The 25,615-nt window shown below is 60.4% G+C and carries 25 protein-coding genes; 9 read left to right on the forward strand and 16 right to left on the reverse strand.

Annotation, left to right across the window (positions count from 1 at the left end):
• Positions 1-60: 60 nt before the first annotated feature.
• The 5 genes from LBW87_RS14710 to LBW87_RS14730 form a co-directional block, all read right to left on the reverse strand.
• Positions 61-888 carry an EamA family transporter gene (locus LBW87_RS14710; RefSeq protein WP_225202235.1) on the reverse strand — a complete coding sequence of 276 codons (828 nt, stop codon included), beginning with the start codon at positions 886-888 and terminating at the stop codon, positions 61-63.
• Between the two features lie 293 nt (positions 889-1,181).
• Entirely contained in the window at positions 1,182-2,084 is a 903-nt protein-coding gene (gcvA, locus tag LBW87_RS14715) for a transcriptional regulator GcvA (RefSeq protein WP_225202236.1), read from the reverse strand.
• Between the two features lie 255 nt (positions 2,085-2,339).
• Positions 2,340-3,374, reverse strand: coding sequence for a methionine synthase (locus LBW87_RS14720; protein WP_225202237.1), 1,035 nt, complete (start codon positions 3,372-3,374; stop codon positions 2,340-2,342).
• 27 nt (positions 3,375-3,401) lie between these two features.
• Positions 3,402-4,385, reverse strand: a complete 984-nt coding sequence (locus tag LBW87_RS14725) for a DUF1852 domain-containing protein (RefSeq protein ID WP_225202238.1) — start codon at positions 4,383-4,385, stop codon at positions 3,402-3,404.
• Positions 4,386-4,600: 215 nt separating this feature from the next.
• Positions 4,601-7,708 carry an efflux RND transporter permease subunit gene (locus LBW87_RS14730; protein WP_225202239.1) on the reverse strand — a complete coding sequence of 1,036 codons (3,108 nt, stop codon included), beginning with the start codon at positions 7,706-7,708 and terminating at the stop codon, positions 4,601-4,603.
• A gap of 166 nt (positions 7,709-7,874) precedes the next feature.
• Here LBW87_RS14730 and LBW87_RS14735 point away from each other — a divergent pair, with 166 nt between their 5' ends.
• Both LBW87_RS14735 and LBW87_RS14740 read left to right on the forward strand, forming a co-directional pair.
• On the forward strand, positions 7,875-8,630 hold the full coding sequence (locus LBW87_RS14735) for a response regulator (RefSeq protein WP_225202278.1): 756 nt from the start codon (positions 7,875-7,877) through the stop codon (positions 8,628-8,630).
• 10 nt (positions 8,631-8,640) lie between these two features.
• On the forward strand, positions 8,641-9,720 hold the full coding sequence (locus tag LBW87_RS14740) for an ATP-binding protein (RefSeq protein ID WP_225202240.1): 1,080 nt from the start codon (positions 8,641-8,643) through the stop codon (positions 9,718-9,720).
• Between the two features lie 236 nt (positions 9,721-9,956).
• Here LBW87_RS14740 and nhaA read toward each other — a convergent pair whose 3' ends face one another.
• Positions 9,957-11,306 (reverse strand): Na+/H+ antiporter NhaA, encoded by a 1,350-nt coding sequence (gene nhaA, locus LBW87_RS14745; RefSeq protein ID WP_225202241.1) that lies wholly within the window; start codon positions 11,304-11,306, stop codon positions 9,957-9,959.
• A 246-nt stretch (positions 11,307-11,552) separates the two neighbouring features.
• Here nhaA and LBW87_RS14750 point away from each other — a divergent pair, with 246 nt between their 5' ends.
• The gene (locus tag LBW87_RS14750) at positions 11,553-12,551 is read left to right on the forward strand and encodes an alpha/beta hydrolase (RefSeq protein ID WP_225202242.1); all 999 of its coding nucleotides are present in this window, start codon (positions 11,553-11,555) and stop codon (positions 12,549-12,551) included.
• 50 nt (positions 12,552-12,601) lie between these two features.
• Here LBW87_RS14750 and LBW87_RS14755 read toward each other — a convergent pair whose 3' ends face one another.
• Positions 12,602-13,339, reverse strand: coding sequence for a helix-turn-helix transcriptional regulator (locus LBW87_RS14755; RefSeq protein WP_225202243.1), 738 nt, complete (start codon positions 13,337-13,339; stop codon positions 12,602-12,604).
• Between the two features lie 84 nt (positions 13,340-13,423).
• On the opposite strand from LBW87_RS14755, the gene LBW87_RS14760 reads away from it, so the two are divergent.
• The gene (locus LBW87_RS14760) at positions 13,424-13,849 is read left to right on the forward strand and encodes a VOC family protein (RefSeq protein ID WP_225202244.1); all 426 of its coding nucleotides are present in this window, start codon (positions 13,424-13,426) and stop codon (positions 13,847-13,849) included.
• Between the two features lie 98 nt (positions 13,850-13,947).
• Here LBW87_RS14760 and LBW87_RS14765 read toward each other — a convergent pair whose 3' ends face one another.
• From LBW87_RS14765 to LBW87_RS14790, 6 genes are all read right to left on the reverse strand, one after another.
• Positions 13,948-14,709 carry an alpha/beta fold hydrolase gene (locus tag LBW87_RS14765; protein ID WP_225202245.1) on the reverse strand — a complete coding sequence of 254 codons (762 nt, stop codon included), beginning with the start codon at positions 14,707-14,709 and terminating at the stop codon, positions 13,948-13,950.
• A 59-nt stretch (positions 14,710-14,768) separates the two neighbouring features.
• The gene (locus LBW87_RS14770; RefSeq protein ID WP_225202279.1) at positions 14,769-15,926 is read right to left on the reverse strand and encodes an alkene reductase; all 1,158 of its coding nucleotides are present in this window, start codon (positions 15,924-15,926) and stop codon (positions 14,769-14,771) included.
• Between the two features lie 12 nt (positions 15,927-15,938).
• The gene (locus tag LBW87_RS14775; RefSeq protein ID WP_225202246.1) at positions 15,939-17,396 is read right to left on the reverse strand and encodes an NAD-dependent succinate-semialdehyde dehydrogenase; all 1,458 of its coding nucleotides are present in this window, start codon (positions 17,394-17,396) and stop codon (positions 15,939-15,941) included.
• 103 nt (positions 17,397-17,499) lie between these two features.
• Entirely contained in the window at positions 17,500-18,180 is a 681-nt protein-coding gene (locus tag LBW87_RS14780; protein WP_225202247.1) for a type 1 glutamine amidotransferase domain-containing protein, read from the reverse strand.
• A gap of 106 nt (positions 18,181-18,286) precedes the next feature.
• Positions 18,287-18,895 (reverse strand): TetR/AcrR family transcriptional regulator, encoded by a 609-nt coding sequence (locus LBW87_RS14785; protein WP_225202248.1) that lies wholly within the window; start codon positions 18,893-18,895, stop codon positions 18,287-18,289.
• A gap of 188 nt (positions 18,896-19,083) precedes the next feature.
• Positions 19,084-19,479 (reverse strand): RidA family protein, encoded by a 396-nt coding sequence (locus tag LBW87_RS14790; protein WP_225202249.1) that lies wholly within the window; start codon positions 19,477-19,479, stop codon positions 19,084-19,086.
• 191 nt (positions 19,480-19,670) lie between these two features.
• On the opposite strand from LBW87_RS14790, the gene LBW87_RS14795 reads away from it, so the two are divergent.
• Positions 19,671-20,264 (forward strand): TetR/AcrR family transcriptional regulator, encoded by a 594-nt coding sequence (locus LBW87_RS14795; RefSeq protein WP_225202250.1) that lies wholly within the window; start codon positions 19,671-19,673, stop codon positions 20,262-20,264.
• Positions 20,265-20,372: 108 nt separating this feature from the next.
• Complete coding sequence (locus tag LBW87_RS14800; RefSeq protein WP_225202251.1) at positions 20,373-21,209, forward strand: transporter substrate-binding domain-containing protein; 837 nt, start codon at positions 20,373-20,375, stop codon at positions 21,207-21,209.
• Between the two features lie 54 nt (positions 21,210-21,263).
• Here the strand turns inward: LBW87_RS14800 and LBW87_RS14805 are convergent, their stop codons facing one another.
• On the reverse strand, positions 21,264-22,097 hold the full coding sequence (locus LBW87_RS14805; protein WP_225202252.1) for an oxidoreductase: 834 nt from the start codon (positions 22,095-22,097) through the stop codon (positions 21,264-21,266).
• 92 nt (positions 22,098-22,189) lie between these two features.
• Between LBW87_RS14805 and LBW87_RS14810 the strand changes: the two genes are divergently transcribed.
• Positions 22,190-23,161, forward strand: coding sequence for an AraC family transcriptional regulator (locus LBW87_RS14810; protein WP_225202253.1), 972 nt, complete (start codon positions 22,190-22,192; stop codon positions 23,159-23,161).
• A 109-nt stretch (positions 23,162-23,270) separates the two neighbouring features.
• A complete protein-coding gene (locus LBW87_RS14815; protein WP_225202254.1) occupies positions 23,271-23,438 on the forward strand; it encodes a hypothetical protein in 168 nt (55 codons plus the stop codon).
• Between the two features lie 85 nt (positions 23,439-23,523).
• On the opposite strand, the gene LBW87_RS14820 is transcribed toward LBW87_RS14815, so the two are convergent.
• Positions 23,524-23,787: a hypothetical protein gene (locus LBW87_RS14820; protein ID WP_225202255.1), complete on the reverse strand. Its 264-nt coding sequence runs from the start codon at positions 23,785-23,787 to the stop codon at positions 23,524-23,526.
• A gap of 39 nt (positions 23,788-23,826) precedes the next feature.
• Positions 23,827-24,573 carry an SDR family oxidoreductase gene (locus LBW87_RS14825; protein ID WP_225202256.1) on the reverse strand — a complete coding sequence of 249 codons (747 nt, stop codon included), beginning with the start codon at positions 24,571-24,573 and terminating at the stop codon, positions 23,827-23,829.
• Positions 24,574-24,667: 94 nt separating this feature from the next.
• On the opposite strand from LBW87_RS14825, the gene LBW87_RS14830 reads away from it, so the two are divergent.
• Positions 24,668-25,606 carry a helix-turn-helix transcriptional regulator gene (locus tag LBW87_RS14830; protein ID WP_225202257.1) on the forward strand — a complete coding sequence of 313 codons (939 nt, stop codon included), beginning with the start codon at positions 24,668-24,670 and terminating at the stop codon, positions 25,604-25,606.
• The last annotated feature ends 9 nt before the right edge of the window (positions 25,607-25,615 follow it).

The raw sequence follows: 25,615 nt of genomic DNA on the forward strand, positions 1-25,615 counted from the left end.
AAGGACCTCCATTCAGTTAGATAAAATCGTATGCCGTATCCGGAGCTGTCGGCCAAATGACTAACCGATCATGACTGCGCCGGCGGCGATGGCCGCGCAGGCCAGCAACCGTGAACTGCTCATCGATTCGCCCAGGAACAAGGAGCCGATCAGCGCCGCGAACAGCACACTGGTTTCGCGCAGTGCCGATACCGCCCCCATGGGCGCCTCGGACATGGCGTAGATGACAATGCCATAGGCCAGCAGCGACACCAGGCCGCCGGCGAAGGCCGTGCCGAAGCCAGGGCGGACCGACAACAGGCTGCGCGTTCCGCGCAGGCCGACATAGAGCGCCGGCATCATGATTCCCCACAGCGCCGACATCCACGCGGTATAAGCCATCGGCGCGCCTGAAAGGCGTACGCCGATGCCGTCCGCCACGCTGTAGGCGGCGATGAAGCAGCCGGTGCCCAGCGCATAGGGAAGACTGGGAACCTGTAATCTGCGCCCCTTGAACGCAAGCGAAATGATCCCGCCCGACACCAACGCGATTCCCAGCATGGCGGCCGTCCCCAATTTCTCGCCAGCAAACAGGCATGCGCCGATGCTGACCAGCATGGGAGAACAACCGCGCGCAATCGGATAGGTCTGACCGAGATCGCCGGCGCGGTAGCTGCGCACCAGAAAAAGGTTATAGCCAACGTGCAGCACGGCCGACAGCACGGCATAGGGCCAGCTGGCGCTGGCTGGCGGCGCAAGGAACATGGCAGCGATGACACTGGCGATGGCGACCGCCAGGCACATGACGGTCATCGACCACAGGCGATCTTCACCGGCCCGCAGCAACGCGTTCCAGCCGGCATGCAGCGCCGCTGCGAAAAGGATCAGTAGAACGATGTGAACAGGCATGCGCCATGGTAAGCATCCTCGCGCCGGGACTAAAGCAAAGTCTCCTCATCGCGGCATGAGCAAATACTCAAGCGATGGCACTAGGGCCTGTTCACATTAAATCTGCGAGTGCGAGAGGTCGGCAAGCGTTGTCTGGCTAGGCGTAGCGACGCGCCGTAGTGGTGCTACGGCAAGGAGCTGCAACAACGGCAGGCGACGCTTGCCGGCCTCTCCCGAAGGGTTGCCCCCAGGCGGCGCGCTGGCTGCCTGGGGGCAACGCATCTCGCAGATTTAATGTGAACAGGCCCTAACATTCAGTAACGCTCTCCGCTCAGGATGGACTCGGCCATGATCCACTCACGGAAGGAGACAACGTGCGGCTGGGCCTCGGTTCCCTTGGGGCAGACGAAGTAGTAGGCCAGCGGCGATGACAGAGGAATGTCGAACAGCCTGACCAGGCTGCCGTCGGCCAGCTCATTGTCTACATGCCCGCTACGCGCCAGTGCCACGCCCTGCCCCAGCAGCGCTGCCTCGATGGTCATGTTGGTGTCGGCGAAGCGCACGCTCTCCCTGAAGGCGGATACGGCTACGCCGGCCTGCTGGAACCACAAGTCCCATTTCGGCACCATGTCGGCGCCGGCGCGCGTCAGCAATGGATAGCGCAGCAGGTCGGCCGGCTTGCGCGGCATGCCCAGGCGTTCCAGCAATGGCGGGCTGGCCACCGGGAAGATCTGCTCCCGGAACAGGAACTCGGAATACAGGTTGGGGTAATTCCCGGTGCCGAAGCGGATCGCCACATCGGGTTCCGCCGACGTAAAGTTGATCGCGGTGTCGGTGGTCTCCAGCGTGACCAGGATTTCCGGATGCTGTCTGGCCAGGCCTGGCAGCCGCGGCAACAGCCACTTCAGCGCGAAGGAATACGTGGTGCTGACCTTGAGCCGCACCCGCCCCTTCTGATCGCGCAAGTCGGTCAGCGTGGCCTCAAGCTTCATGAAGAATTCGCGCACCACCGGGGCCAGCGCCGCCCCGGCGGGCGTCAGTGTCAGCGACTTGCCGCGCTGGAACAGTTGCATTCCCCATAGCTCCTCGAGATGCCTGAGCTGATGACTGACCGCGCTCTGGGTGACGTGCAGTTCGTCCGCCGCAGAAGTGAACGTGGCATGCCTGGTGGCGACTTCGAAGGCACGCAGCGTGGCGGTGGGCGGCAGGTCTCTCATGGGGCTATCTCGGAGCAGGCGGGATCGGATGCGTCTTATGAATGCCCATGATAACAATCCCGCGTCATCGGCGAGAAATGACAGCCAAGAATGCTCCTGCGCTTATCTCGCCGATTTCACCAGAACCGGCATGCTGGCGTCGAAAATAACATCGCGCGCAGCTGATGACTGAAGGCTTGCCTCGGATGATCGCCTGCGGCGCGTTCGGCATGATTTCTGTCATCACGCCGTGCAGGCTACCGGCGACATCCCCCGTCAGACCTGTTTCGCGAGTTCCCTGCGGACGATTTCTGCGCCGGCACTCAAGGCATTCAACTTGCCTCTTGCCACGCTGCGAGGCAAGGGAGCCATGCCGCAGTTGGTGCAAGGATAGAGTTTGTCGGCATCGACAAACTGCAGTGCCTGGCGCAAGGTATTGGCGACCTCTTCGGGAGTTTCGATGGTGTTGCTTGCCACGTCGATGGCCCCGACCATCACTTTCTTGCCACGAATGAGTTCAATCAGGTCCATGGGGACATGAGAGTTGTGGCATTCCAGTGAAACGATATCGATACTGGATTTCTGCAGCTTGGGAAACGCTTCTTCGTATTGCCGCCACTCGGATCCCAGTGTCTTTTTCCAGTCGGTATTGGCCTTGATGCCATAGCCATAGCAGATATGGACTGCCGTTTCGCACTTCAGCCCTTCAATGGCTTTTTCCAATGTGGCGACACCCCATTCATTGACCTCATCGAAGAACACATTGAATGCGGGCTCATCAAACTGGATGATATCGACGCCGGCAGCCTCCAATTCGCGGGCTTCCTGATTGAGGATCTTGGCAAATTCCCAGGCCAGCTTTTCGCGGCTCTTGTAATGGCTGTCGTACAAGGTATCGATCATCGTCATGGGACCTGGCAGCGCCCATTTGATCGGCTGCCCGGTCTGCTGGCGCAAGAACCTGGCATCGTCGACAAACACCGGCTTGCGGCGCGCCACCGCTCCCACCACTGTCGGCACGCTCGCGTCATAGCGATCACGAATACGGACCGTCTTGCGGTTCTCGAAATCAACGCCATCCAGGTGCTCGATGAACGTCGTCACGAAATGCTGGCGCGTCTGTTCGCCATCGCTAACGATGTCGATTCCTGCATGTTGCTGTTCCTGCAGAGCCAAACGCAAGGCGTCCTGCTTGCCCTCGATCAATCCCTCATCCTGCAATTTCCAGGGCGACCATAGTGTCTCGGGTTGCGCCAACCAGGAGGGTTTAGGCAAGCTGCCGGCGGTTGAAGTGGGTAGCAATTTTTTCACGGTAAATGACCTGGTGTTGTTGATTAGTCAAAGAGGGGTATTGGCGGACCACTGCTCAAGAATCGTCTGGTACGGTTTGATGAAATGCTCCTCGACAAACCGCCCCTGCTCAATCGCCAGCCGGCTGCGCTCTTCGCGATCGTAGACAATCCGGGTTAACGAATAATCCTGGTTCTTCAGACTCGGTTGATAGGATTTCCCTGCGGCAGAATTCGCGTTGTAGATCTCGGGCCGGTAAATCTTCTGGAAGGTGTCCATCGTGCTGATGGTGCTGATCAGCTCAAGATTGGTGTAGTCACCAAGCAGGTCGCCGGCGAAATAGAAAGCCAGCGGCGCAGCACTGTTCGGCGGCATGAAGTAGCGGACCTTCAAGCCCATTTTCTTGAAGTACTCGTCCGTCAGGGAATATGCGTCCTGCTGGTATTCAACACCCAATACGGGGTGCTGATTTTCGGTGCGCCGATAGGTCTTGCTGCTCGACACGCTCAGGCATATCACGGGCGGCTTGTTGAAATGTTCCTTGTACGCGCTTGAATTGACGAATGTCTTGAACAGCTTCCCATGCAGATCTCCGAAATTATCCGGAGCGCTGAATTCGGGCAGATTCCTGGCGTGCTCCAGCAGCAACACGCTGAAATCGTAATCACGCACATAGGAGGAGAAATTATTTCCGACGACTCCCTCGATGCGCTCGTTGGTTTTTCGGTCGACGATATTCGTCTTCAATATCTCAATCAACGGCAGGCCCTTGCCGCTGCCCTCACCATCGATGTTCATCTCGACCGAAATGATTTCAAGCTTGACGCTATAGCGATCGCCTTCGGGGTTGTCCCAATGCGCCAGGGCATTGAAACGGTTGTCAATCATCCTGAAGGTGTTGCGCAGATTCTCCTGGCGACTCGCTCCCCTGGCCAGATTGGCAAAGTTGGTGGTGATGCGCGTGGTTTCCGAAGGACGATAGTCTTCATCAAAACAAATGCTCTTGATGGCAAATGTGAATTCTTTACTCATGGTGATCCGGTGCCCCGATTGCTTGAATGGAACCTGCGTCTGTTTCTCGCCTATTCAGATCCGCCCAATTTTCGTGGTGGGCTTTTTCTTGTGAAGTCTTGATATTGGCGATACTCGAGACGGATTTTATGTCCATCCATCCATGAATAAAAATGATTTGATTTCATAAAACCATTAGATCAGCTCATGATTAACGGTGTGGCCGTGCGCGCGCATCAGCGCTTGGTCTTGGCACTACCCCAACGTTCCGCCCGGCCCAGCACGAAGACGAAGAACACCGGCACAAAAAATATCGCCAACACCGTCGCACTGACCATGCCACCGAACACGCCGGTACCGATCGCCTGCTGGGTCTCGGCGCTGGCGCCGCCGGCCAGCATCAGCGGCACCACCCCCAGGGCGAATGCCATGGACGTCATCAGGATCGGACGCAGACGCAAGGCCGATGCCTTGACCGCAGCCTGTGCCAGGCTCATGCCTTCTTCGCGCAGCTGCTTGGCGAATTCCACGATCAGGATGGCGTTCTTGGCCGACAGACCGATGACGGTGATCAAACCGACCTTGAAGAACACGTCGTTGGGCATGCCGCGCAACAGCACCGCAGCGACCGCGCCGATCAGGCCCAGCGGCACCACCAGCATCACCGACAGCGGGATCGACCAGCTCTCGTAGAGGGCCGCCAGCACCAGGAACACCACCAGCATGGACAAGAGCATCAGCATCGGCGCCTGCGCGGCGGACAGTCTTTCCTGCAACGACTGGCCGGTCCAGGCCACAGCGAATCCTGGCGGCAGCTGCTGCGCCAGCCGCTCCATCTCGGCCATGGCCTCGCCGCTGGAAACGCCGGGCGCGGCAGTGCCGGCGATGCGCACCGACGGCAAGCCCTGGTAGCGCACCATTTGCGTGGGCGAACTGCCCCAGGAGGCCTTGACCAATTCGGCCAGCGGCACCATGCCGCCGCTGGCGTTGCGCACGTAGAGCTTCATCACGTCCTCGATCTGCATGCGCGAGGCGGCAGTGGCCTGCACGATGACCTGCTGCATGCGGCCGGCGTTAGGGAAGTCGTTCACATAGAGCGAACCCATCGCAGCCGACAGGGTGTCGCTGATACTGCCGAAAGACACGCCCAGCGCCGCCGCTTTCTGGCGGTCGATTTCCAGCTGGACGCTGGCGCCGGCCGGCAGGCCGTCCGGGTAGACCCCACTCACCTTGCTGCTGTGGGCGGCCAGCTCCAGCAATCTGGCTTCGGCATCCTTGAGCGCGGCATAGCCCTGGTTGGCGCGGTCTTGCAGGCGCATCGCGAAACCGGAAGAATTGCCCAACTCTTCGATGGCGGGAGGCATCAGGCTCATGACGACGCCATCCGCGCTGCTCTCCATGGCGGCCTGGGCGTGCGCCACCTCCGTGGCCGCAGTGGAACCCTGACGCAACTTCCAGTCTTTCAGTTCGGTGAAGGCCATCGCGGCATTCGGGCCGGAGCCCGAGAAACCGAAGCCCAGCACCGACATGTTGGCGGCGATGTCGGGGCGCGTCTTCAGGTAGCGCTCATACTGCGCGACCACTTTTGAGGTGCGTTCGGCGGTAGCGTCGGAGGGCAGCTGGAATGAGGTCATGAAGTAACCCTGGTCTTCTTCCGGCAGGAAGGCCGACGGCAACGAGCGCAGCGCGAACAGCAGGATCGCCGAGAGTCCCGCGAACACCAGCATCATGCGTGCGCCACGCGCCACCAGGCCAACCAGGCGCGACTCGTAGCGCGCCGTCATGCGCGCGAACGCGCGGTTGAACCAGCCGAAGAAGCCGCGCTTCTCGTGACCGCCAGGCGCCACCGGCTTGAGCAGCGTGGCGCACAGCGCCGGCGTCAGGCTCAATGCGAGGAAGGCTGAAAACAGGATGGACACCACCATCGATAGCGTGAACTGGCGATAGATCACACCGACCGAACCGCCAGCGAAAGCCATGGGGATGAATACCGCTGTCAGCACCAGCGTGATACCGACGATGGCGCCCGTGATTTCCTTCATCGCCTTGAGCGTGGCCTCGCGCGGACCCAGTCCTTCGTGCGCCATGATGCGCTCGACGTTCTCGACCACCACGATGGCATCGTCGACGATGATACCGATCGCCAGCACCATGCCGAACATGGTCAGCACATTGACCGAAAAACCCGCCGCCAGCATCACCGCCAGCGTGCCGAGCAAGGCGATCGGCGCCACGATGGCCGGAATCAGGGTGTAACGGATGTTCTGCAGGAACAGGTACATCACGATGAACACCAGCACCATGGCCTCGATCAGCGTTTGCACCACCTTTTGGATGGATATCTTCACGAAAGGGGCGGTGTTGTACGGTAATGAATAATGCACGCCAGCCGGCAGGCTGCCGCGCAGTTCGCTCATCCGCGCCTGCACCGCCTCGGCCGTGCGTACTGCGTTGGCGCCGGGAGACAACTGCACCGCCGCCACTGCGGCAGGCTTTCCGTCTTCGCGGTTGGAGAAACTGTAGGATTGGGCCCCCAGCTCGACGCGCGCGACATCGGCCAGCGTGACCCGAGACCCATCTTCCCGGGCCTTGAGCACGATGGCGCCGAACTGCTCCGGCGATTGCAGTTGCCCCTGTACGGTGAGCGGCACCGCGATCTGCTGCCCTGGCAGCGCCGGCATATCGCCCAGGCGACCGGGCGCGATCTGCACGTTCTGCTGCGCGATCGCGGTACTGATGTCGCTCATCGACAGCTTGTAGGCGCTCAACCGGAACGGGTCCACCCAGATGCGCATCGCTTGCTCGGCGCCGAACAGTTGCACCCGACCCACGCCGTCAATGCGGCGCAGCTCCTCGACGATGCTGCGCGCCATGGTGTCGCTCAGCGCGACCTCATCCAGGCGACCATCGGTAGAGATAAGGCTGACCATCAGCAGGAAGCCCGAGGCTGCGGACTCCACGGTCACGCCGTTCTGCCGCACCGTCTGGGGCAGACGCGCCTCGATTGCCTTGAGACGGTTCTGCACGTCCACCTGGGCCAGCTCGGGATCGGTTCCGGGCTTGAAGGTCACGGTGATCTGGGCCGAGCCCGAGGTGTCGGCCGACGATTCGAAGTACAGCAGGTTCTTGACGCTGGAGAGCTCACGCTCGATCAGGCCGATCACGCCGTCGTTCATCGCTTGCGGTGTGGCGCCGGGATAGCTGGCGTTGATGGAGACAGTGGGTGGCGCCACCGAGGGATAGCGCGCAATCGGCAACTGCGGAATGGCGATCGCGCCGAGCAGGATGATAAACAAGGCAACCACCCACGCAAAAATGGGCCGGTTGATGAAGAACTGAGGCATGCAAGACTCCTGGATTCAGCCTTGCGTTGACGCCACGCCAATGCCGGCGAGATCGCTTTGCTGCGCGCAGCGACTCGACAGTACAATCGCAAGGGAAGGCGGAGTCTGCCCGGCAACGATGAGGATTGCGCTGAGCAATTGTGGAGTTTTGATGGAGACGGAAACAATGTCCGAGAATGCGGCGGCGCCAGGCGAGACCAGGCCCGCAGGAACCGTGCAGGACGCCAACGTGCTGGTGCTGATCGCCGAGGACGCGCCGGAGATCGCCGAGATCCTGGCCGCTTACCTGGCCCGCAGCGGCATGCGCAGCGTGCACGCCAGCGACGGCGCCCGCGCCCTTGAACTGCACCAGGCGCTCAAGCCCGATCTGGTGCTGCTCGACATCCAGATGCCGCAGGTCAACGGCTGGCAGGTGCTGTCGCAGATTCGCCAACGCGGCGACACCCCGGTCATCATGCTGACCGCGCTGGACCAGGACGTCGACAAGCTCACCGGCCTGCGCATCGGCGCCGATGACTACGTGGTCAAGCCGTTCAATCCGGCCGAAGTTGTGGCGCGGGTGGAGGCGGTGCTGCGCCGCAGCCTGCCGCGCCAACCAGGCGACGAGCGTCGCATCCTGCGGGTGGCGCCGTTCATCATCGACTTCGAGCATCACGAGGTCGTGGCCGAGATCGACGGCCATTCGCACACGCTGGCACTGACGCTGACCGAGTTCAGGCTGCTGGCGCAACTGGCGCGCGCGCCACGTCGCGTGTTCAGCCGCGCCGAGCTGCTGGCGGCCTGCCTGCCGGAAGGCGACACGCTGGAGCGCACTGTCGACAGCCACGTCAGCAAGCTGCGCAAGAAGCTGGAAGATCTCGGCATCGCTGGCGTGCCGGTCAGCATCCGCGGCGTCGGCTATCGCTTCCATCAGGGCCTCTGACCCATTCGCCATGAATCTCCTGTCCGTCATCGTCCGCTCCAAGGGCCTGGGCCGCCAGATCGTCAGCTCGGTCGCCATCCTGGTGCTGGCCGTCATGCTGATGGTGCTGCTGGGCTCCTACGCTTTCTACGCCACGCTGTGGATGGTGTATCCGGCCTGGCTGTCGGCACCGGACAGCTGGCTGCCCTCGCTGGCGGAATGGGGCTGGATCATCGGCACCACGCTGACCGGGCTGACGATTGCGGTGTGGGTCGCGATCCGTCTCGCGCGCCGTATCCTGGCGCCATTGAACTCGGTGGCGACCAGCCTGCGCCAGGTGGCGCAAGGCGACCTGGCGGCGCGCGCAAGCACCGCCGATCATTCGCTGGGCGAGGCGACCCAGCTGGTCAACGACTTCAACACCATGGCCGAACGGCTGGAACGCGCGGAGCAGGAACGCATCTTCTGGAACGCCGCCATCGCCCATGAGTTGCGCACCCCCGTCACCATCCTGCGCGGCCGCTTGCAGGGACTGACCGAAGGCATCTTCCAGCCCGACCCGGCGTTGTTCGCCAGCCTGCTGAGCCAGGTCGAGGGCCTGGGGCGGCTGATCGAGGACCTGCGCGTGGTCGGCCTGGCCGAGAGCGGGCACCTGCAGATTCAGCTGCAACAGGCCGAGCTGCGGCAAGAGGTGATGACGGTGGTGAAGGCCTGCGAATCAGCCCTGCTGGAAAAGGGCTTTGTCCTGCTGCTGGCGCTGGACGCACGACCGGCGCTGTGCGACCCGGTACGAATCCGTCAAGCGCTGCTGGCCCTGTTGGAAAATGCCCTGCGCCACGCGACACCGGGTACGTTGACGATCCGGACCGCAACGGCCGGCGACATGGTTGAACTCAGCGTCGAGGATAGCGGCCCGGGCATCGAGGTGGCCGACACCCAGACCATCTTTAATGCCTTCCAGCGCGGCGCACTGGCGCATGGCACCCACCCGAAAGGAAGCGGACTCGGGCTTGCAGTGGTAAAGGCCATCGTCGGCGCCCATCGGGGAACGGTCATCTGCAAGCCATCTGCGGCGGGGGGCGCATGCTTCCTGATGCGCTGGCCTGGATAGCAATCGGGCGGCAGACGTTACGCCCAGGATGTGACCAGCGCATTCAGTATCCGGGCGAGTGTGTCACGTTCTTTTTGAGCCTGCCGCATCGCCAAGGAACTGCTGCCGGCCAGTTGGGGGTAAGCCGTCATCGCCGCAGCCCTTGATCCCTCGCAACAAGCGGGCGCTGGTGGCATTTGAGAAAGACCAGCGCCCTTCCAGCCAAGACATGGAATGTCCGCCGCCGGGAGCGGACATCATTCGTTCGAGTGGTATTTAAAACGCCCCCACGCCAATCCCAGGACGGCGGCCAGCGAAGAGGCGATCAGTACGCCGCACTTGGCGGCGGCCAGGAGTGACGCATCCTCGAATGCCAGCATGGCGATGAAAATCGACATGGTGAAACCGATCCCTGCCAGCAAACCAATTAGACATATGCCATGCCAGGTTACGCCAGGCGGCAGTTGGCACCACCCCAGGCGGACCATCAACCAGCTCACGGCGATCACGCCCAGTGGCTTGCCCAGCACCAGTGCGGCGATTACCCCCGCCATTACGTGCATGGCGCTTTCGGAGGCGAAGTCGATGCCACCGAGGTCAACGCCGGCATTGGCCAGGGCGAACAACGGCATGATCAGGAAGGCCACCCAGGGGTGCAAGGTCATCTGCACCCGTGCCACTGGCGCCAGCAGCTCGCGCTTGGCCACGTGCAATTCCTTGAGCGGGCGCTTGAAGGCGGCAGTTGTGAACGCGCCGTCGTTATCTTTCTTGCCCAGCAGTTCGGACGCGGCGCGTGCCAGCATCTCGGTCGGTCGCTCGCGAGTGAGTATCGGCGCCACCGGCGTCATTAACCCCAAAACCACGCCCGCCAGGGTCGGATGTATGCCTGCGATGAGCAGGCCTGCCCAGACGACTGCGCCTGGCAGCACATAGGCCAGCGCACTGCCCACGCCGATACGTTGCAGGCCCAGCACCAGCAAGAGACCCACGCCCGCCAAGGCAAAACCGAGGAAGTTGAGCCCGCCGGAATAGAACACCGCAATGATCAGGACGGCGATGATGTCATCGATGATCGCCAGCGCCAACAGGAATACGCGCACATTGGCAGGCACCGATTTACCCAGCAACGCCAGCACGCCCACCGCGAAAGCAATATCGGTGGCTGTCGGGACGGCCCAGCCGTGCTGGCCGGATGAGCCATGGTTGAGTATCAGGTAGATCAGCGCCGGGACCATTACCCCGCCGAGAGCCGCCGCTATCGGGAGAGCGGCCTGCCGTATGTCACTTAATGAGCCGCCATGTGCCTCATGGCGGATTTCCATGCCCACCACCAGGAAAAACACCGTCATCAGTGCATCGTTGACCCAGAAATGCAGCGACTGGCTGAATTGGAAGTTGCCGATACCGATCATCAGCGGGGCATGCCAAAGAGCCTGATAGCTTTCTGAGAAAGGAGAATTGGCCCAGATTAGTGCCATCAGCGCAGCCAGTAGAAGAACGATCCCGCTGACGGTCTCGATATGCATGAAACGTTCGATCGTATCTAGGGTGTTCTGAGCTACGGTCTGCGCACGCGGCAAGGCACGGGAAGAGGTATTTTTTTTCATGGGACGTGGTTAAACCGCGTGGCGGCCCGACCAACGCGATTCCCTGCCGCACTGAATGTGCGACACCCGGACTAAATTATAACGTGCGACGTATCTTTAAAAGAAGGCCCAGTCAGTGCCTTCCAATGACGGCTCCCGCCACCAGGAACAGACTTCTGAAAAGGAGCAGACGTTTCCAAACCGAGCGCGCCCTTGCGGATCGGATGCTATATTCGCCGTCTTTCCGACAGTCGATCAGCAAGCCACATGATGCGCAAGCGCGCCACATCCATGCATCCACCCAGCTACAGCAATGAAGCCTACTGGCAGCGATATCAGGAATTCTTCCCTGAGCACGCCCGCATAAGCGCCGACAATGCCCCCGTCGAATCCTATTTTTCCTGGCGCGATGCAGAGATCCATCTTGATCGTTTTCCTTCCAATACGTCGCCGCTGACGGTCCTCATGATCCATGGCGCCGGCGGCTACGGCCGCATGCTTGCGCCCATCGGCGCGCTTCTGCACCGCGCTGGATTTGACGTTGTCGCACCGGATCTTCCCGGATATGGATTAAGCCTTACCCCGGCAGCGTTAATACGTTATGAAGCGTGGGTAGAGTTGCTATGTGCACTGGTGGCGAAGCTGCATGCCGAAACGGCGCGGCCAGTGGTTCTGTGCGGCGCCAGCCTGGGCGGCTATCTGGCTTATCTGGTTGCAGCGCGGCTGGATAAAGGCATGGTGGCCGGCGTCATCGCGACGACGCTGGCCGACCCTCGCACGTCGTTGGTCAGGCGTCAGTTCGCACGTAACGGTGCCGTGCTGGGAATGATGCCGGTGCTGCCCCTGATGAGCGCGTTGCTGGGCAGGTTGAAACTCCCGATTAAGTGGTTCACCCGGATGCATGCGATGTCCAATCACCCCGAACTGAACCGCGTGGTGGCGGCCGACCCGTTTGGCGGCGGAAGACGAGTGCCGATTCATTTCATGCAATCCATCTTTTCCGTGCGCCCGGACAAGGAGCCCGAGCTGTTCGACCATTGCCCTATCCTGCTGCTGCATCCGGGGGCTGACCGATGGACCGGCATCGCTTCCAGCCGGCAGTTCCTGGACCGCGTGGCTGGGCCCAAGAAACTCGTCATGCTGGACAACTGTGGTCACTTCCCGATTGAAGAGCCAGGTTTCGGGCAATTGGAAGTCCAGGCACTTGGATTTCTCGCCGGTCTGGGTAAGTCGAGCCCTGGTGCGAGTGACACCGGCGACCGATAGAACGGGACAATGGGCAATCAGCGCATCCTAAGTTTCTGCTGCGCCAATAGTTAAACTTGAGCGCCGCCTCTGGCTACGACAGTACCCGCTTCTGACTCCTGATCCAACCTGACCAGATAATTCCGCAACAACTCGGCCCGGCGTGGCCGAAAACTGACTCCGGTTGTTGCGACCGAAGCGATCCGATCTACCCGGAACATACGAAAATCATCGCGCAGGCAACAACGCGCCAGCACCACCAGCATCCCATCAAGGTAGACGATGGCGAGTGGCCAGATCGCACGGCGGGTGGCTACGCCATCGCGTGCGGTGTAGCGGATGTCCAGCGCTTCTTCGCGCCAGCAGGCCAGGCGGATCAAGTCCATGTCGACCTCGGCCATTGCGGCTCGCCTATCCAGGTCGCCGAACTGATGCACGCGCGACACCGCGTGCAGCATGTGCTGCTGCCCAAGCGAAGGCAGCGTCGCCGCCACCTTGCCCAGCACTGCATCGGCAGCCGCGGCCAGCGCCGGGTCACCCATCTGCCGGACCTGCGCCAACCCCAGGGTCAGCGCCTCAATCTCGATGCGGCTGAAGGTACGCGGGCGTAGCGTGCCATCGTCGAGCAACGTATAGCCAGCGCCCGCTTCACCGGCAATGTCGGCGCCGCCGGCGCGCAGGGTTTCTATATCCCGGTAGACCGAACGCAGCGAGACGCCCGTCTCGCGCGCCAGCGCCTGGCCAGTCACGGGTGGGGCCAGCGTTCGGAGCGCCTGCAGCAATGCAAAAAGTCGTTCGGAGCGGGACATTTCTACTGACAGAAATTGACAGGATGGAGCGCTATATTAGCACCGCGTCAAACTAACATTCCAACCCGATCAAGGAGTTTTCAGATGTCCATTCGCACCGTCACCCACTTGAATTTCCGCGGCAACGCCCGTGCCGCGCTGGCGTTCTATCACAACGTGTTCAAGGGCCAGCAGACACTGGTCACTTATGCGCAGGCAGGGCGAGCGCACGAAGCGGCGGACCCAGAGCACATTATCTGGGGCCAGGTCACAGGCGACGATGGCATTGCCCTGATGGCCTACGACGTACCAGCTGGTCTTGACTGGAACCCGGGCCAGCAGGCGTTCTTCGTCTCGCTGCGCGGCGACGATGCGGACGTGATTCGCGCGTTGTGGAAAGAATTGGCGGATGGCGCTGACATCCTGCATGTACCGGCGCCTAGCCAATGGTCGCCGCTCTACGGCATGTTGCGAGACCGCTTCGGCGTGACCTGGGTGGTGGACGTGATGGTTCCGTACTCGCCAACCTGAAACGCAGCGGGGCGCTTCGCCGGCGTGATTCAATCCTTCAATAAACCGAATCATTACCTGCGAACGCGCCCCGCTCCACCTGGTTTTATAACCGCGGTTTATTCCTTGGACGACATCCGCGCAGCCTGCTCGATCACCTTCGCGACTTCTTCCGGGTGTGCAATGAAGGCGACGTGGCTTCCCTTGATTTCTACCGTCTTGCTACCGGCACGCTTGGCCATGAAGCGTTCCAGTTCCGGATTGACGGTGCGGTCATCGGCGGACACGATCGCCCAGCTCGGCTTGCTCTTCCACGCGGCCTGCGTGACCGGGCTGGTTGCGGCCTGGACCGCTGGCATCACTTGCGACATCGCCATGAATTTCGCGTCGGCTGCCGGCAGGTCTGCGGCAAAGTCGGCATGGAAGAACGCCTGATCGAAATACAGATGACCGTCGGGCGTCGCCTTGATCGCGTTGCTTGCGGGCGGTATCTTCTTGACCAGATCCGACAGGCTTTCTCCCGCTTCCGGCTGGAACGCGGCAACGTAGACCAGGCCAGCTACCTTGGGATGATTGCCGGCAGCAGTGATCACCATCCCGCCATAACTGTGACCGACCAGGATGCTGTTGCCGTTGACTGCATCAACGGCGCGATTGGTGGCTTGCACATCGTCGGCGAGCGAAGTCTCGGGCTGCTGCACCACCGACACATTGAAGCCGTCGCGTGTGAGAATATTGGCCACGCCCTGCCAGCCGGATCCATCGGCGAAAAAGCCATGGACCAAAACGATATTGTTGACCGGCGCTGCCATGGCCACGTGAGAGAAGGTCGCGGCGAATGCCACGGCGAGTGTGGAAGCGATACGATTGAATGTGCGCATGGTGATACTCCAGAAGTTAGTGGATACTGATTGATAGAAAATAATAAAGAGACAAAAAATTACGCTTGGCAATGTGTGGCAGCAGAAAACTCTGTTTCATCATGCCGCGGATAATCCGTGAAGCCGTCCTCGCCCCCGCCATAGAGCGTGGCGGCGTCAAGGGGATTCAAAGGCCAGCCATTGGCAAGCCGGCGAGGCAGGTCCGGATTGGCGATGAAGGGACGGCCAAAGGCAATCAGGTCCGCCAGCTTCGCTTCGATCAGTCGGGCGCCACGCTCTGCGCTATAGCGACCGGCGTAGATGATGCGACCACTGAATGTCTGGCGCACCTCCCGCCGGAACGCGTCTGGCAGATCCGGGGCGTTGTCCCAGTCGGCCTCGGCGATCGACAGGTAGGCGAGGCCGACCTGCTCCAACACCCTGATGGCCTCGATGTACGTCTGGTGCGGATCTTCTTCGACGAAGCCGATGTAGACACGATCCTCATCGGTGCTGGAAAACAAGGGCGTGAAGCGCACCCCCATCCGGTCCGGGCCGACCACGGCGGCGACTGCCTGCACGACCTCGCGCAAGAGCCGTAACCGGTTCTGCAGCGATCCACCATATTCATCGGTGCGCTTGTTGGCATGGGTCGAGATGAACTGATTGATCAGGTAGCCATTGGCGGCATGAATCTCCACCCCGTCGAAGCCGGCATCAAGCGCGTTCTGCGCCGCCTGTGCATAAAGCTCAACCAGTTGCCTGATGTCGGCAGTGCTCAATTCGCGCGGCATGGATGGCGCCACCAGCATGCCTTTGCCGGGTTCGGTCTCGATGAAGGCTTTTACCTTTTGCGCCTGGATCGCCGACGGCGCGAGCGGCGCGCCACCATCCGGCTGCAGGGCCGTATGTGAAACACGACCGACGTGCCACAACTGCGCGAAGATGATGCCACCCTCGGCATGCACCGCCTCGGTGACCTTGCGCCAGCCGTCGATCTGCGCCGCGCTGTAGATGCCGGGCGTCCATGCATACCCCTGGCCGCGTGGTTCGATCTGCGCACCTTCGCTGATCATGAAACCTGCCGTGGCGCGCTGGCGGTAATACAGGGCCATCAACTCGGTGGGAACATCTCCCGGTTGCGCGGCCCGCTGACGGGTGAGCGGCGGCAGAACGATGCGGTTATTCAGCGTGTGACGCCCCAGCGCCACCGGTGTAAAAAGTGATGAGTTTTTCATGCGTGTCATGCCTTACAGGCCCCCCAGGCTCATGTATTTGAGGCTGAGATATTCATCGATGCCATGGGTCGATCCTTCACGACCGATGCCGCTGTCCTTGACGCCACCGAATGGAGCGACTTCGGTCGTCACGAGCCCTTCATTGATGCCGACCATGCCACTCTGCAATGCCCGTGAAACGCGAAACGCGCGGGCCAGATCGCGGCTGTAGAAGTAGGCGGCGAGGCCGAATGGTTCTGCGTTGGCGGCATCGATGGCTTCCTGTTCATGCTTGAAGCGGAACAGCGCGGCGACCGGACCGAAGGTTTCTTCATGTGCGATCAGCATGTCGGATGTGGCGTCAGCGATGACGGTGGGCTCGAAGAAGGTGCCGCCCAGTGCGTGGCGTTGGCCGCCAGACAGGATCCGGCCGCCCTTGGCCTGTGCATCGACCACATGCGCCTCGACCTTGTCCACGGCCGCGGCATTGATCAACGGCCCCTGCTGGACGTCGGTTTCGAAACCGTTACCGACCTTGAGCGTCGAGACGCGCTCGGCCAGGCGACGGGCGAATTCGTCGTAGATGCCTTCCTGCACATAGAAGCGATTGGCGCAGATGCAGGTTTGTCCGCTGTTACGGAATTTTGCAGCCACGGCGCCCTCCACTGCCTGCTCGATATCGGCATCATCGAACACGATGAATGGCGCATTGCCGCCCAGTTCCAGCGAGAGCTTCTTCATCGTCGCTGCGGATTGTTCATACAGCAGCTTGCCGACGCGGGTGGAACCGGTGAAGGTCAGCTTGCGCACGCGGGAATCCGCCACCAGCTCGCCGCCGATGGCGACGGCATCGCCCGTGACGATGTTGATCACCCCGGCAGGCAAACCCGTCTTCTCCGCCAGTACGCCCCAGATCAGGCCGCAATACGGCGTGAATTCGGATGGCTTGGCGACCACCGTGCAACCGGCGGCCAAAGCCGGCGCAATCTTGCGCGCCAGCATGGAGAAAGGGAAATTCCACGGTGAAATCGCGGCGACGACGCCGACCGGCTCACGCGACACCAGGATCTGCCGACCCTTCCATGGCGAAGGAATGATTTCGCCGTTGATGCGCCGGGCTTCTTCGGCAAACCACTGGATGTAATCGGCGCCCAGTTTCATTTCTGCGCGGGCTTCGGCCAGCGGTTTTCCCTGTTCCAGCGTGAGCATGCTGGCCAGGTCTTCCAGGTTGTCGCGCACCACGGCCGCCATCTTCAGCAGAAAGTCTGCCCGGGTTGCGGCGGTGGTCATCGACCAGTCGTTAAAGGCGGCTTGCGCCGCGACAATTGCGCGGCGGGTCTCGGCGGCGGCGGACCAAGCGATCGATCCGATCGGTGTGCCCGTAGCGGGATCGTCCACGCCGTGGGTGCGAAGGTCGTCGGCAGCTTCCCATACGCCGTTGATGAAGTTGCGCTCCTGCAGCCAACCCGTGGCCTTGATACGTTCCAGCATGGCACTTACCTTTTTGAATTAGATCGTTTATCAGCGCTCGCCGGGTCGGCATTGCCGAGCCGGCGAGCGCGCTATTGACGCAGCTGTTGTGTCAGCCGCAGGCTCAGGCAATGCGCTGCAGGAGTTCGACGGCGGCAGCCGCTGACGACGCCGGGTTCTGACCGGTGATCAGCAGGCCGTCGCTGATGACGTACGAAGCCCAGTCCTCGCCCTTGAAGTACAGACCGCCCTTGGCCTTGAGCTCGTCTTCCACCAGGAACGGCACGACATTGGTCAGGCCGACGCCTTCCTCTTCGGTGTTAGTGAAACCGGTCACCTTCTTGCCCTCGACCAGCGGTCGGCCAGCGGCATTCTTGACGTGACGCAGCACACCCGGGGCGTGGCACACCAGCGCGACCGGCTTGTTGGCCGCAATGAAGGATTCGATCAGTGCGATCGAGTGCGGGTCTTCTGCCAGATCCCACAGCGGACCATGGCCACCGGGATAGAAGACGGTGTCGAAATCGGCCTGATTGACGGAGTCCAGACGCACGGTGCTGGCCAATTGCGCGGTCGCTTCTGGATCGGCTTCGAAACGGCGGGTCAGCTCGGTTTGAAAGGATGGCTCGTTGCTCTTGGGGTCCAGTGGAGGCTGCCCACCGAGCGGCGAGGCCAGCACCATCTGCACGCCGGCATCCTTGAACGCGTAGTAAGGGGCGGCCAGCTCTTCCAGCCAGAAACCGGTCTTGCGGCCGGTATTGCCAAGTACGCTGTGCGAAGTAAGAACGATCAGAACCTTTTTCATTTTGTTGCTCCTGGATAAAGTTATAAAATCAACACCACTAATAGACCGGTCGTCTATAAACATGGCAAAAAAAAGCATTTCACTGGAAATGCCGGTCCATCGCACCTCAATGAGAGGTCAGATGAAGAATTTGTCGCGTTGTCGTCATGGCGGTGTCGAACGGCTCGGTATTTCTGCCGATCTTGACCATGACGCTGGCGCCCAGCCACAGCTGATAGAGGCTTTGGGCAACACCCTCGGCATCACCATCGATGACCAGGGACCCTTCGGCCACGCCGGCCTCGATGGCCTTTGCCAGCCGCGAAACGATGCCGTTGGTGCCACGCCTGATCGACAGCCGCATCGCTTCCGACAGGTCTGCGACCTCAGCTGCCAGTTTGACCGCCAGGCATTTGCCCTGGCAATCGAGGAACGACTGGGTGTCTTGCCAGACCTGCCAATAATTCATCAAACGCTGCGCCATGGTGAAGCCTGGTTGGGCCAGGGTATTGTCCAGCTCGGCCAGATAGTCTTCAAAATAGCTTTCGAGAAGCGCCTCGCCAAACGCATCCTTCGAACCGAAATAATGATAGAAGGAGCCCTTGGGAACGCCAGCCTCCGCCAGAATCTCGCTCAGCCCCACGGCCGAGAAGCCTTTACCCGCCATCAGGCGTTGCCCGGTGGACAGGATATTGTCTCGGACATCATTGCTGGCAGATGTGTGTGCTGTGTTCATGGACGAACTATAACGATGAATAGACCGGTCGTCTAGTTAGTTTTGAAAATATTTTTTGCGCCCTCACCGGTGGGAAGCTTTTCACCATACCTGCGTCGGCCCGACTAAGGCCAGGTCCTGCCCCCTTTCCCTGCACGCCGCCGTACTGATTATCGTCAGAACGGCGGAAGCAGTTTTTAACGCTCTGCTCAAGCGCCCGGAATACGTGCGATCACCTTGATCTCAAAGTCGAAACCGGCCAACCAGTTCACGCCGACGGCGGTCCAGTTGGGATAAGGCGCCTGGCCGATCTCTTTGAGGCGAATCGCATTGAGCGTTTCCCATTGGGCTTGCGGGTCGGTATGAAAGGTGGTGACGTCGATGACATCGTCCAGGCTGCATCCAGCCGCCTTCAGCACCGCCTTCAAGTTATCGAACGCAAGCTGGACCTGTTTCTCGAAGACGGGTTCGGGGCTGCCGTCTTCACGACTGCCCACCTGCCCCGATACGAACAGCAGGTCGCCGGAGCGGATCGCTGCCGAATAACGGTTGATTTCATAAAGGGCTTGGCGGCCCGCGGGAAAAACGGCGTCTCGTTTGGACATGAAGTGGCTCCTGAATAGTATTGAATCGGCATGGATAGCTGCACGGCAACTTCCGGGCTGCCGTATCGGCGGGGGATTTACACGCCACACGTCGTTAGTATTTTACATACGATGCGTATGCCAATTTAAACAAACATACGCTACGTATGTCAATTAAAATACGCCGCGTATGTTTAATTCAGGAGAACCCCGTGGTGAAGAGCCGCTCAGAGATGGTTGAAGAAACCCGATCCAAGCTGATCCAGGCGGCACGCAGGTCGTTCGCGATTCACGGGTATGCCAATGCGTCGATGGACGAGCTCACGGCCGAAGCGGGATTGACCCGTGGCGCGCTCTATCATCATTTTGGCGACAAGAAAGGGCTGTTGCAGGCCGTCGTCGATCAGATCGACACCGAGATGGCAGACAAGGCGCACGCCCTCAGCGCCAAGGAAAAGAATATGTGGAAGCGGCTGCTGGCCGAAGCCATTGCCTATATCGAAATGGCGCTGGAGCCAGAGATACAGCGCATCATGCTGCGCGACGGTCCTGCCGTTCTGGGCGATCCATCACAATGGCCGAGCCAGAACGTTTGCCTGGGAAGAACCATGGAGGGGCTGCATAGCCTGATCGAGGCCGGTGTCATCAAACCGGTGGATACCGAGGCTACCGCCCGCCTGCTCAACGGCGCGGCGCTCAACGCGGCGATGTGGATCGCGTCGTCGGACGATCCCAAAGTGGTGTACGGCAAGGCAGTCGAGGCATTCAGGCACCTGGCAAATGGCCTGTTGCAGACACCGACCTGAAAGCGGCCCTCTCGCCAGCAGGATGGCGGCTATTGTGCAAGAATCGACAGCCGCAGCCAGCACTTGGTAGCGCAATTTCCCCTCCCGTCTTATTGAAGAGAGTAGGCGATGCTGTTCAGAGTTCTGCATTACTTTCTGCCACTGTTACTCGTCAGCTTACTAAGTCAGGCCGCTCTTGCCGCCGACCAGATCATCTGGGGAAAACACCACGTGCCGCCCTACATGATCCGGGAGGGCGCGCTGGCGAATCAAGGCATTTTCGACCTGACTCTCAATGTTCTCAAGGATCATCTTCCCCAGTACGAACACATGGAACTGGCCGCGCCGTTCCCGCGCGTGATCAGCGAAATCAAGCGAGGAAGTCATTGGTGCTATATCGGCACCTTGAAGACACCGGAACGCGAAGGCGATGGTTATTTCTCGTTACCCACTTCGATTTTTCTTCCGCTGCGCATCATCGTGCGCCGCGACCGCGTGGCCCAATTCCAGGGGCCGCAATCGCTGCAGGCGCTGTTAAGGAACCGCCAGCTTGTCACTTCAGTGATGCGCAACCGATCCTATAGTCCGACGGTGGACAGGCTGCTAGCCGCCTACCCGCCGAAAGAATTCTATTCGGAGCAGGCCGAAGCCATCAGCATGTTATTGGCCGGACGCCTGGATTACATGATCGAATTACCGCTGCTGGCATCTGACCAGGCCCGCCTCATGGGCCACCCCGGAGAGCTGGTTGCCATCCCCACCCAGGAAGCCGATGAAGTCGTCTTCAATCGGGTGATGTGTCCAAAGAACGAGTGGGGCCGAAAAGTGATAGCGCAGGTCAACATCGTGCTGAACGAAAATCGCGACAAACCCTATTACAGAAGCATCGTGGAAAAGTGGCATGACCCTGCCTCTGTGGCCGAGATTCGCAAGATCTACGACACGGTGTTTCTCAAGACGCCATAACTCCATCGCGAAACTAATCAAAGCCGCCAACCACCAAAGCAGACCCGATTTGGCTCACCCATCGGTCGAGATCGTCACCGCTTCCCAGGCTTGCATCTCATCCTCGAATTCCGCCAACTTCTGTCGAACCAACCTCAACGCATCGCTCCCCAGCAACAGATGCGCTGGTGGAGATGGCGCGGCAATCAACGCCAGGATCGCACGCGCAGCCTTCAGCGGGTCTCCCAGCTGCTTGCCGCTTTTGGCCATCCGCGCGGCACGCACCGAATCAAATACTGCATCGTAGTCAGGGATCGACCGGGGTGTTCGCACCATCGATCGGCCGGCCCAGTCGGTACGGAACGACCCGGGCGCTACAGCGGTGACGGCGATGCCCAAGGGCTTGAGTTCCTTGCCCAGTGCTTCTGAAATACCCTCCAGGGCGAATTTGCTGCCGCAGTAGTAGGCAATCCCGGGCATCGTTGTGTGCCCACCCATGGATGTGATATTGATGACGTGGCCGCAACGGCGGCTGCGCATGAAGGGCAACACTGCCCGGGTGACGGCAACGGCGCCAAAGACATTCACATCGAACTGCTGCCGCAGCTCTGCCAATGGGGATTCTTCCAGCACACCCTCATGACCATATCCGGCATTGTTGACCAGCACATCGATCGGCCCCACCGTGGCTTCGACTTCAGCCACGACACCGTCGATGCCATCGAAATCGGTCACATCGAGTACGCGACAATAGGCGGCATCGGCAGACAACGCCTCGAAGTCTTGTCTTGCCTGCTCAGCCCTGACGGTGCCGACCACCGTATGTCCGGCCGCCAATGCCTCCTGCGCGAGGGCGCGGCCAAAACCGCTGCTGACTCCGGTAATGAAAAGAATCTTGCTGGCCGCCATGCTGTCTCTCCTGAATTAAGTCTGGAGATGCATAATAATCAGCCACAATATAATAAATAAGCTCAGTTAGCCTCTGATCATTGCCTAAAACTATGCAAGAAAGATCCGCTTCGGATTCACCGCCCTCATTATCCGATCCCACCCAAAAGCGCATCCAGGCACTGTTACGCACGCTGGCGCCTGAGGAAGGCTATAACTTGACGGCCATCCCCAGCGTTCGCATTCTGCGTTCGGATCGGGCACTGTCGCGCACGCCGGTCCTGTACGATCCGGGTGTCGTGATCGTGTGCCAGGGACGCAAACGCGGCTTCTTTGGCGACGAGCTCTATGTCTATGACGAGCATCACTACCTGGCCGTATCGGTGCCGGTTCCCTTCAGCATGGAAACAGAAGCGTCGGCCGAGCGACCATTGCTTGCTTTGTACCTGCATCTCGATTTCACGCTGGCCGCGGAGCTCTCCGAACAGATAGACCAGCAAGCCATGCCCGACCAGGTCAGCGCCCCGCGAAGCATGATGGCGACCCGCATGGATGAAACGATGCAAGCATCGGTATTACGCTTTCTGGAGGCAATGCAACGCCCGCTCGAAGCCGCAGTGTTAGGGCGAGGCTTGTTGCGAGAGATCTATTTTCGCGTGTTGACAGGTGAACAAGGCGCGCCCTTGCGTAAAGCGCTGGCGATGCGCGGCCAGTTCGGCAAGATTGCCCGATCCTTGCGCCTGATTCATGCCGGCTACACGCAAGCGCTCGACGTGTCGCGTCTGGCTGGCGAAGCGGGCATGAGTGAACCGAGTTTCTACAGCAACTTCAAGGCGATCACACAGATGTCACCCATGCAATATGTGAAGTCGACCCGCCTGCATCAGGCGCGCCTGCTGATGGTTCGCCAGAGCCTGACGGCCCAGGCGGCAAGCCTCGCGGTGGGCTATACCAGCACGTCGCAGTTCAGCAGGGAATTCAGGCGATTGTTTGGCCTGACGCCCGCGGCCGAAGCCCGGCGAATGCGCGATAGCTTCGCCCTTCCCGAGCCATTTGCCGACGCCGTCTATGTTTCGTCGCACTAAAATGAGATATCCGCTGACGCTGTTATCCGGCGTTGTCCGCGCTTGTATACCAGTGGAAGTTGCTCATCCGTGGTACAAAGCTGTATCCCTTTCGATCTGGAGTAGCTATATGCATCAGCGATACAACGAAAGTACGGCAAACCTGAAGGAGCTGATGACCGTCGCTCCTATCAACCCCGAAGTCCACGCGGCCCTTCTGCGTGGCAAAGTCGATACCCGCCGTTTAATGGAAGATGCAAGGGAAGACGCCCGGCAACGCAGCGAAGAAGTGCTCTAGCACATCCTGCACCAGGGCATCTGGCTAAAGCCGCCGGGAGTATTATCGTTCTGCCAATAGAACACCCCGGAGTTTGACACTACAATCACGCCTGTCCTAACATGACCATCGCCGCGCTCGACGCGGCTTTTGCCGTGCAAGAACCAGCATGGTGCTGGTCGTTGGAGAAACCATGAACAATCGCCTGAAAAAGAAACTGATTTACCGCCGTCACCACATTGGCCTGCTGATCGCGGCAATCGAATCGCTGCAGAACCTGGAAGAATCTTTCCATGAGTCCGAGGCTGCACGCTAAGTAGTCCAGGTGAATAGAAAAACCGGCCTTGCGAAGGCCGGTTTTGCATTTCATGGCAGGAAAGCCTCCCCGACGTCGGGCCCAGGCCTCAATCTAACCCCTCTTGAACCACTCAATCGCGTCCGCCCCGGCAGGCACGCGGAACGCAGTCGCGCTGTCGTGGACCGCTTGCCAGATCACTTCAGCCACATCAGCGGCATGCGTGACCGGCCCATCGTAATTCTGGAAGCCCGATAAAACCGCCTGCATGGTGGGCGCGTAGTCGTCGGGAAACGACTGCGTCACCCTGGCGTGCGCATTACTGGCAAACGGGGTTTCCGGCGCCATGCCCGGCAGCACCACGCCCACCCTGATGTTGAATTCCTTCAACTCCAGCGCCAACGATGCAGTGAATGCAACAATCGCGGCCTTGCTTGCCGTGTAGACCGGCAGTAACGGCAATGATGTCAACGTCACCGACGAGGCTACGTTGATCACAACACCCGCCTTGCGCGCGCGAAACTGTGGCAGCAGCGCCTGCGTCACAGCCATCGTACCGAAAGTGTTAGTCTCGAATACCTCGCGCACGGCATCCATCGAAGTGCTTTCGAATGGCCCCAGCATGCCCACGCCGGCGTTGTTCACCAACACATCCACCGGCCCTGCTGCTTCGACCGCACGGCGGATGCTATCGGCGTCGGTGACGTCCAGCTGCAGCAACTTCAGATGCGCGGAGCTGGGTAACACATCGTCGCGCGGCGTACGCATGGTGGCAATGACGGTCCAGTCGCGATCCAGAAAGTATTTGGCGGTTTCCAGGCCGAAGCCGGAAGAGCAGCCAGTGATTAATACGGTTTTCATGAGCGTCCTTTCAACTTGAGAGCCCCCACGATAGCCGGCATCTTTCAAACCATCTACAATCAGAAGTCCTATTTTTGTTTGCAACAGTCCATCTATGGTCGACCCTCTGACGTCAGTTGTCACCCTGCTCCAACCCAAGATGGCGTATTCGAAGATCGTGACCGGCGCCGGGCGCTGGGGGGTGCGCGGCGAGTTCGACGATGCGCCCTTGTGCTGCTGCGTCGTGCTCGAAGGAAAAATGCGCTACACGGTCGATGCGACGCACATCGTCGTTGAAGCCGGTGACTTCCTGCTGATTCCATCGATGGCGACATTCTCGGCAACCAGTTTCGACCCGCCTGCCGACGATGAATGGCAATTGGCGCCTGCATTGCTGGAAAACGGAGAACATCGCAATGGCTTGCTGTCGGTCGATGCCGAGGTGCGAACGCTGGTGGGCTTTTGCCAGTTGACGTCTCCAGACTCGGCGTTGCTTTTGACGCTACTACCAAAGCTGGTTCATATACGGGGCGACCAGCGCCTGTCTTCGCTGGTGCAGTTAGTCATCGACGAATCTCGATCTCAGCGCGCCGCGCGCGAAGTGGTGCTCGAACGTCTGCTGGAAGTGATGCTGATCGAAGCGCTGCGCTCGTCAAGCAATGCGATAACGTCGCCGGGCCTGTTGCGCGGACTTGCCGACGTCCGCCTGGCGAGTGCCATACGCCGCATCCATGAAACTCCGCAAGAACCGTGGACCGTAGCGCTGATGGCAAAAGAGTCGGCGCTTTCGCGCTCGGCATTTTTCGAGCGGTTCAGCGCCGCCCTGGGTGTCACTCCGATGGACTATCTGCTGTCGTGGCGGATGGCGTTGGCGAGGAATTTCCTGGCCCGGGGAAAAGCCATCGCAGAAGTGGCCGCCCTGGTGGGCTACAGTTCATCCAGCACCTTTACCGTCGCCTTCACCCGTCACACCGGAATGCCTCCGGGCCAATACGCCAGATCACGACAGAGTGCGGTCGGCGGCAATGCCGTCACGGCGTTGGCAGCGTCGTGAACCTCTTAT

The sequence above is a fragment of the Herbaspirillum sp. alder98 genome, from assembly GCF_020179755.1.
Taxonomy (GTDB): Bacteria; Pseudomonadota; Gammaproteobacteria; order Burkholderiales; family Burkholderiaceae_D; genus Herbaspirillum.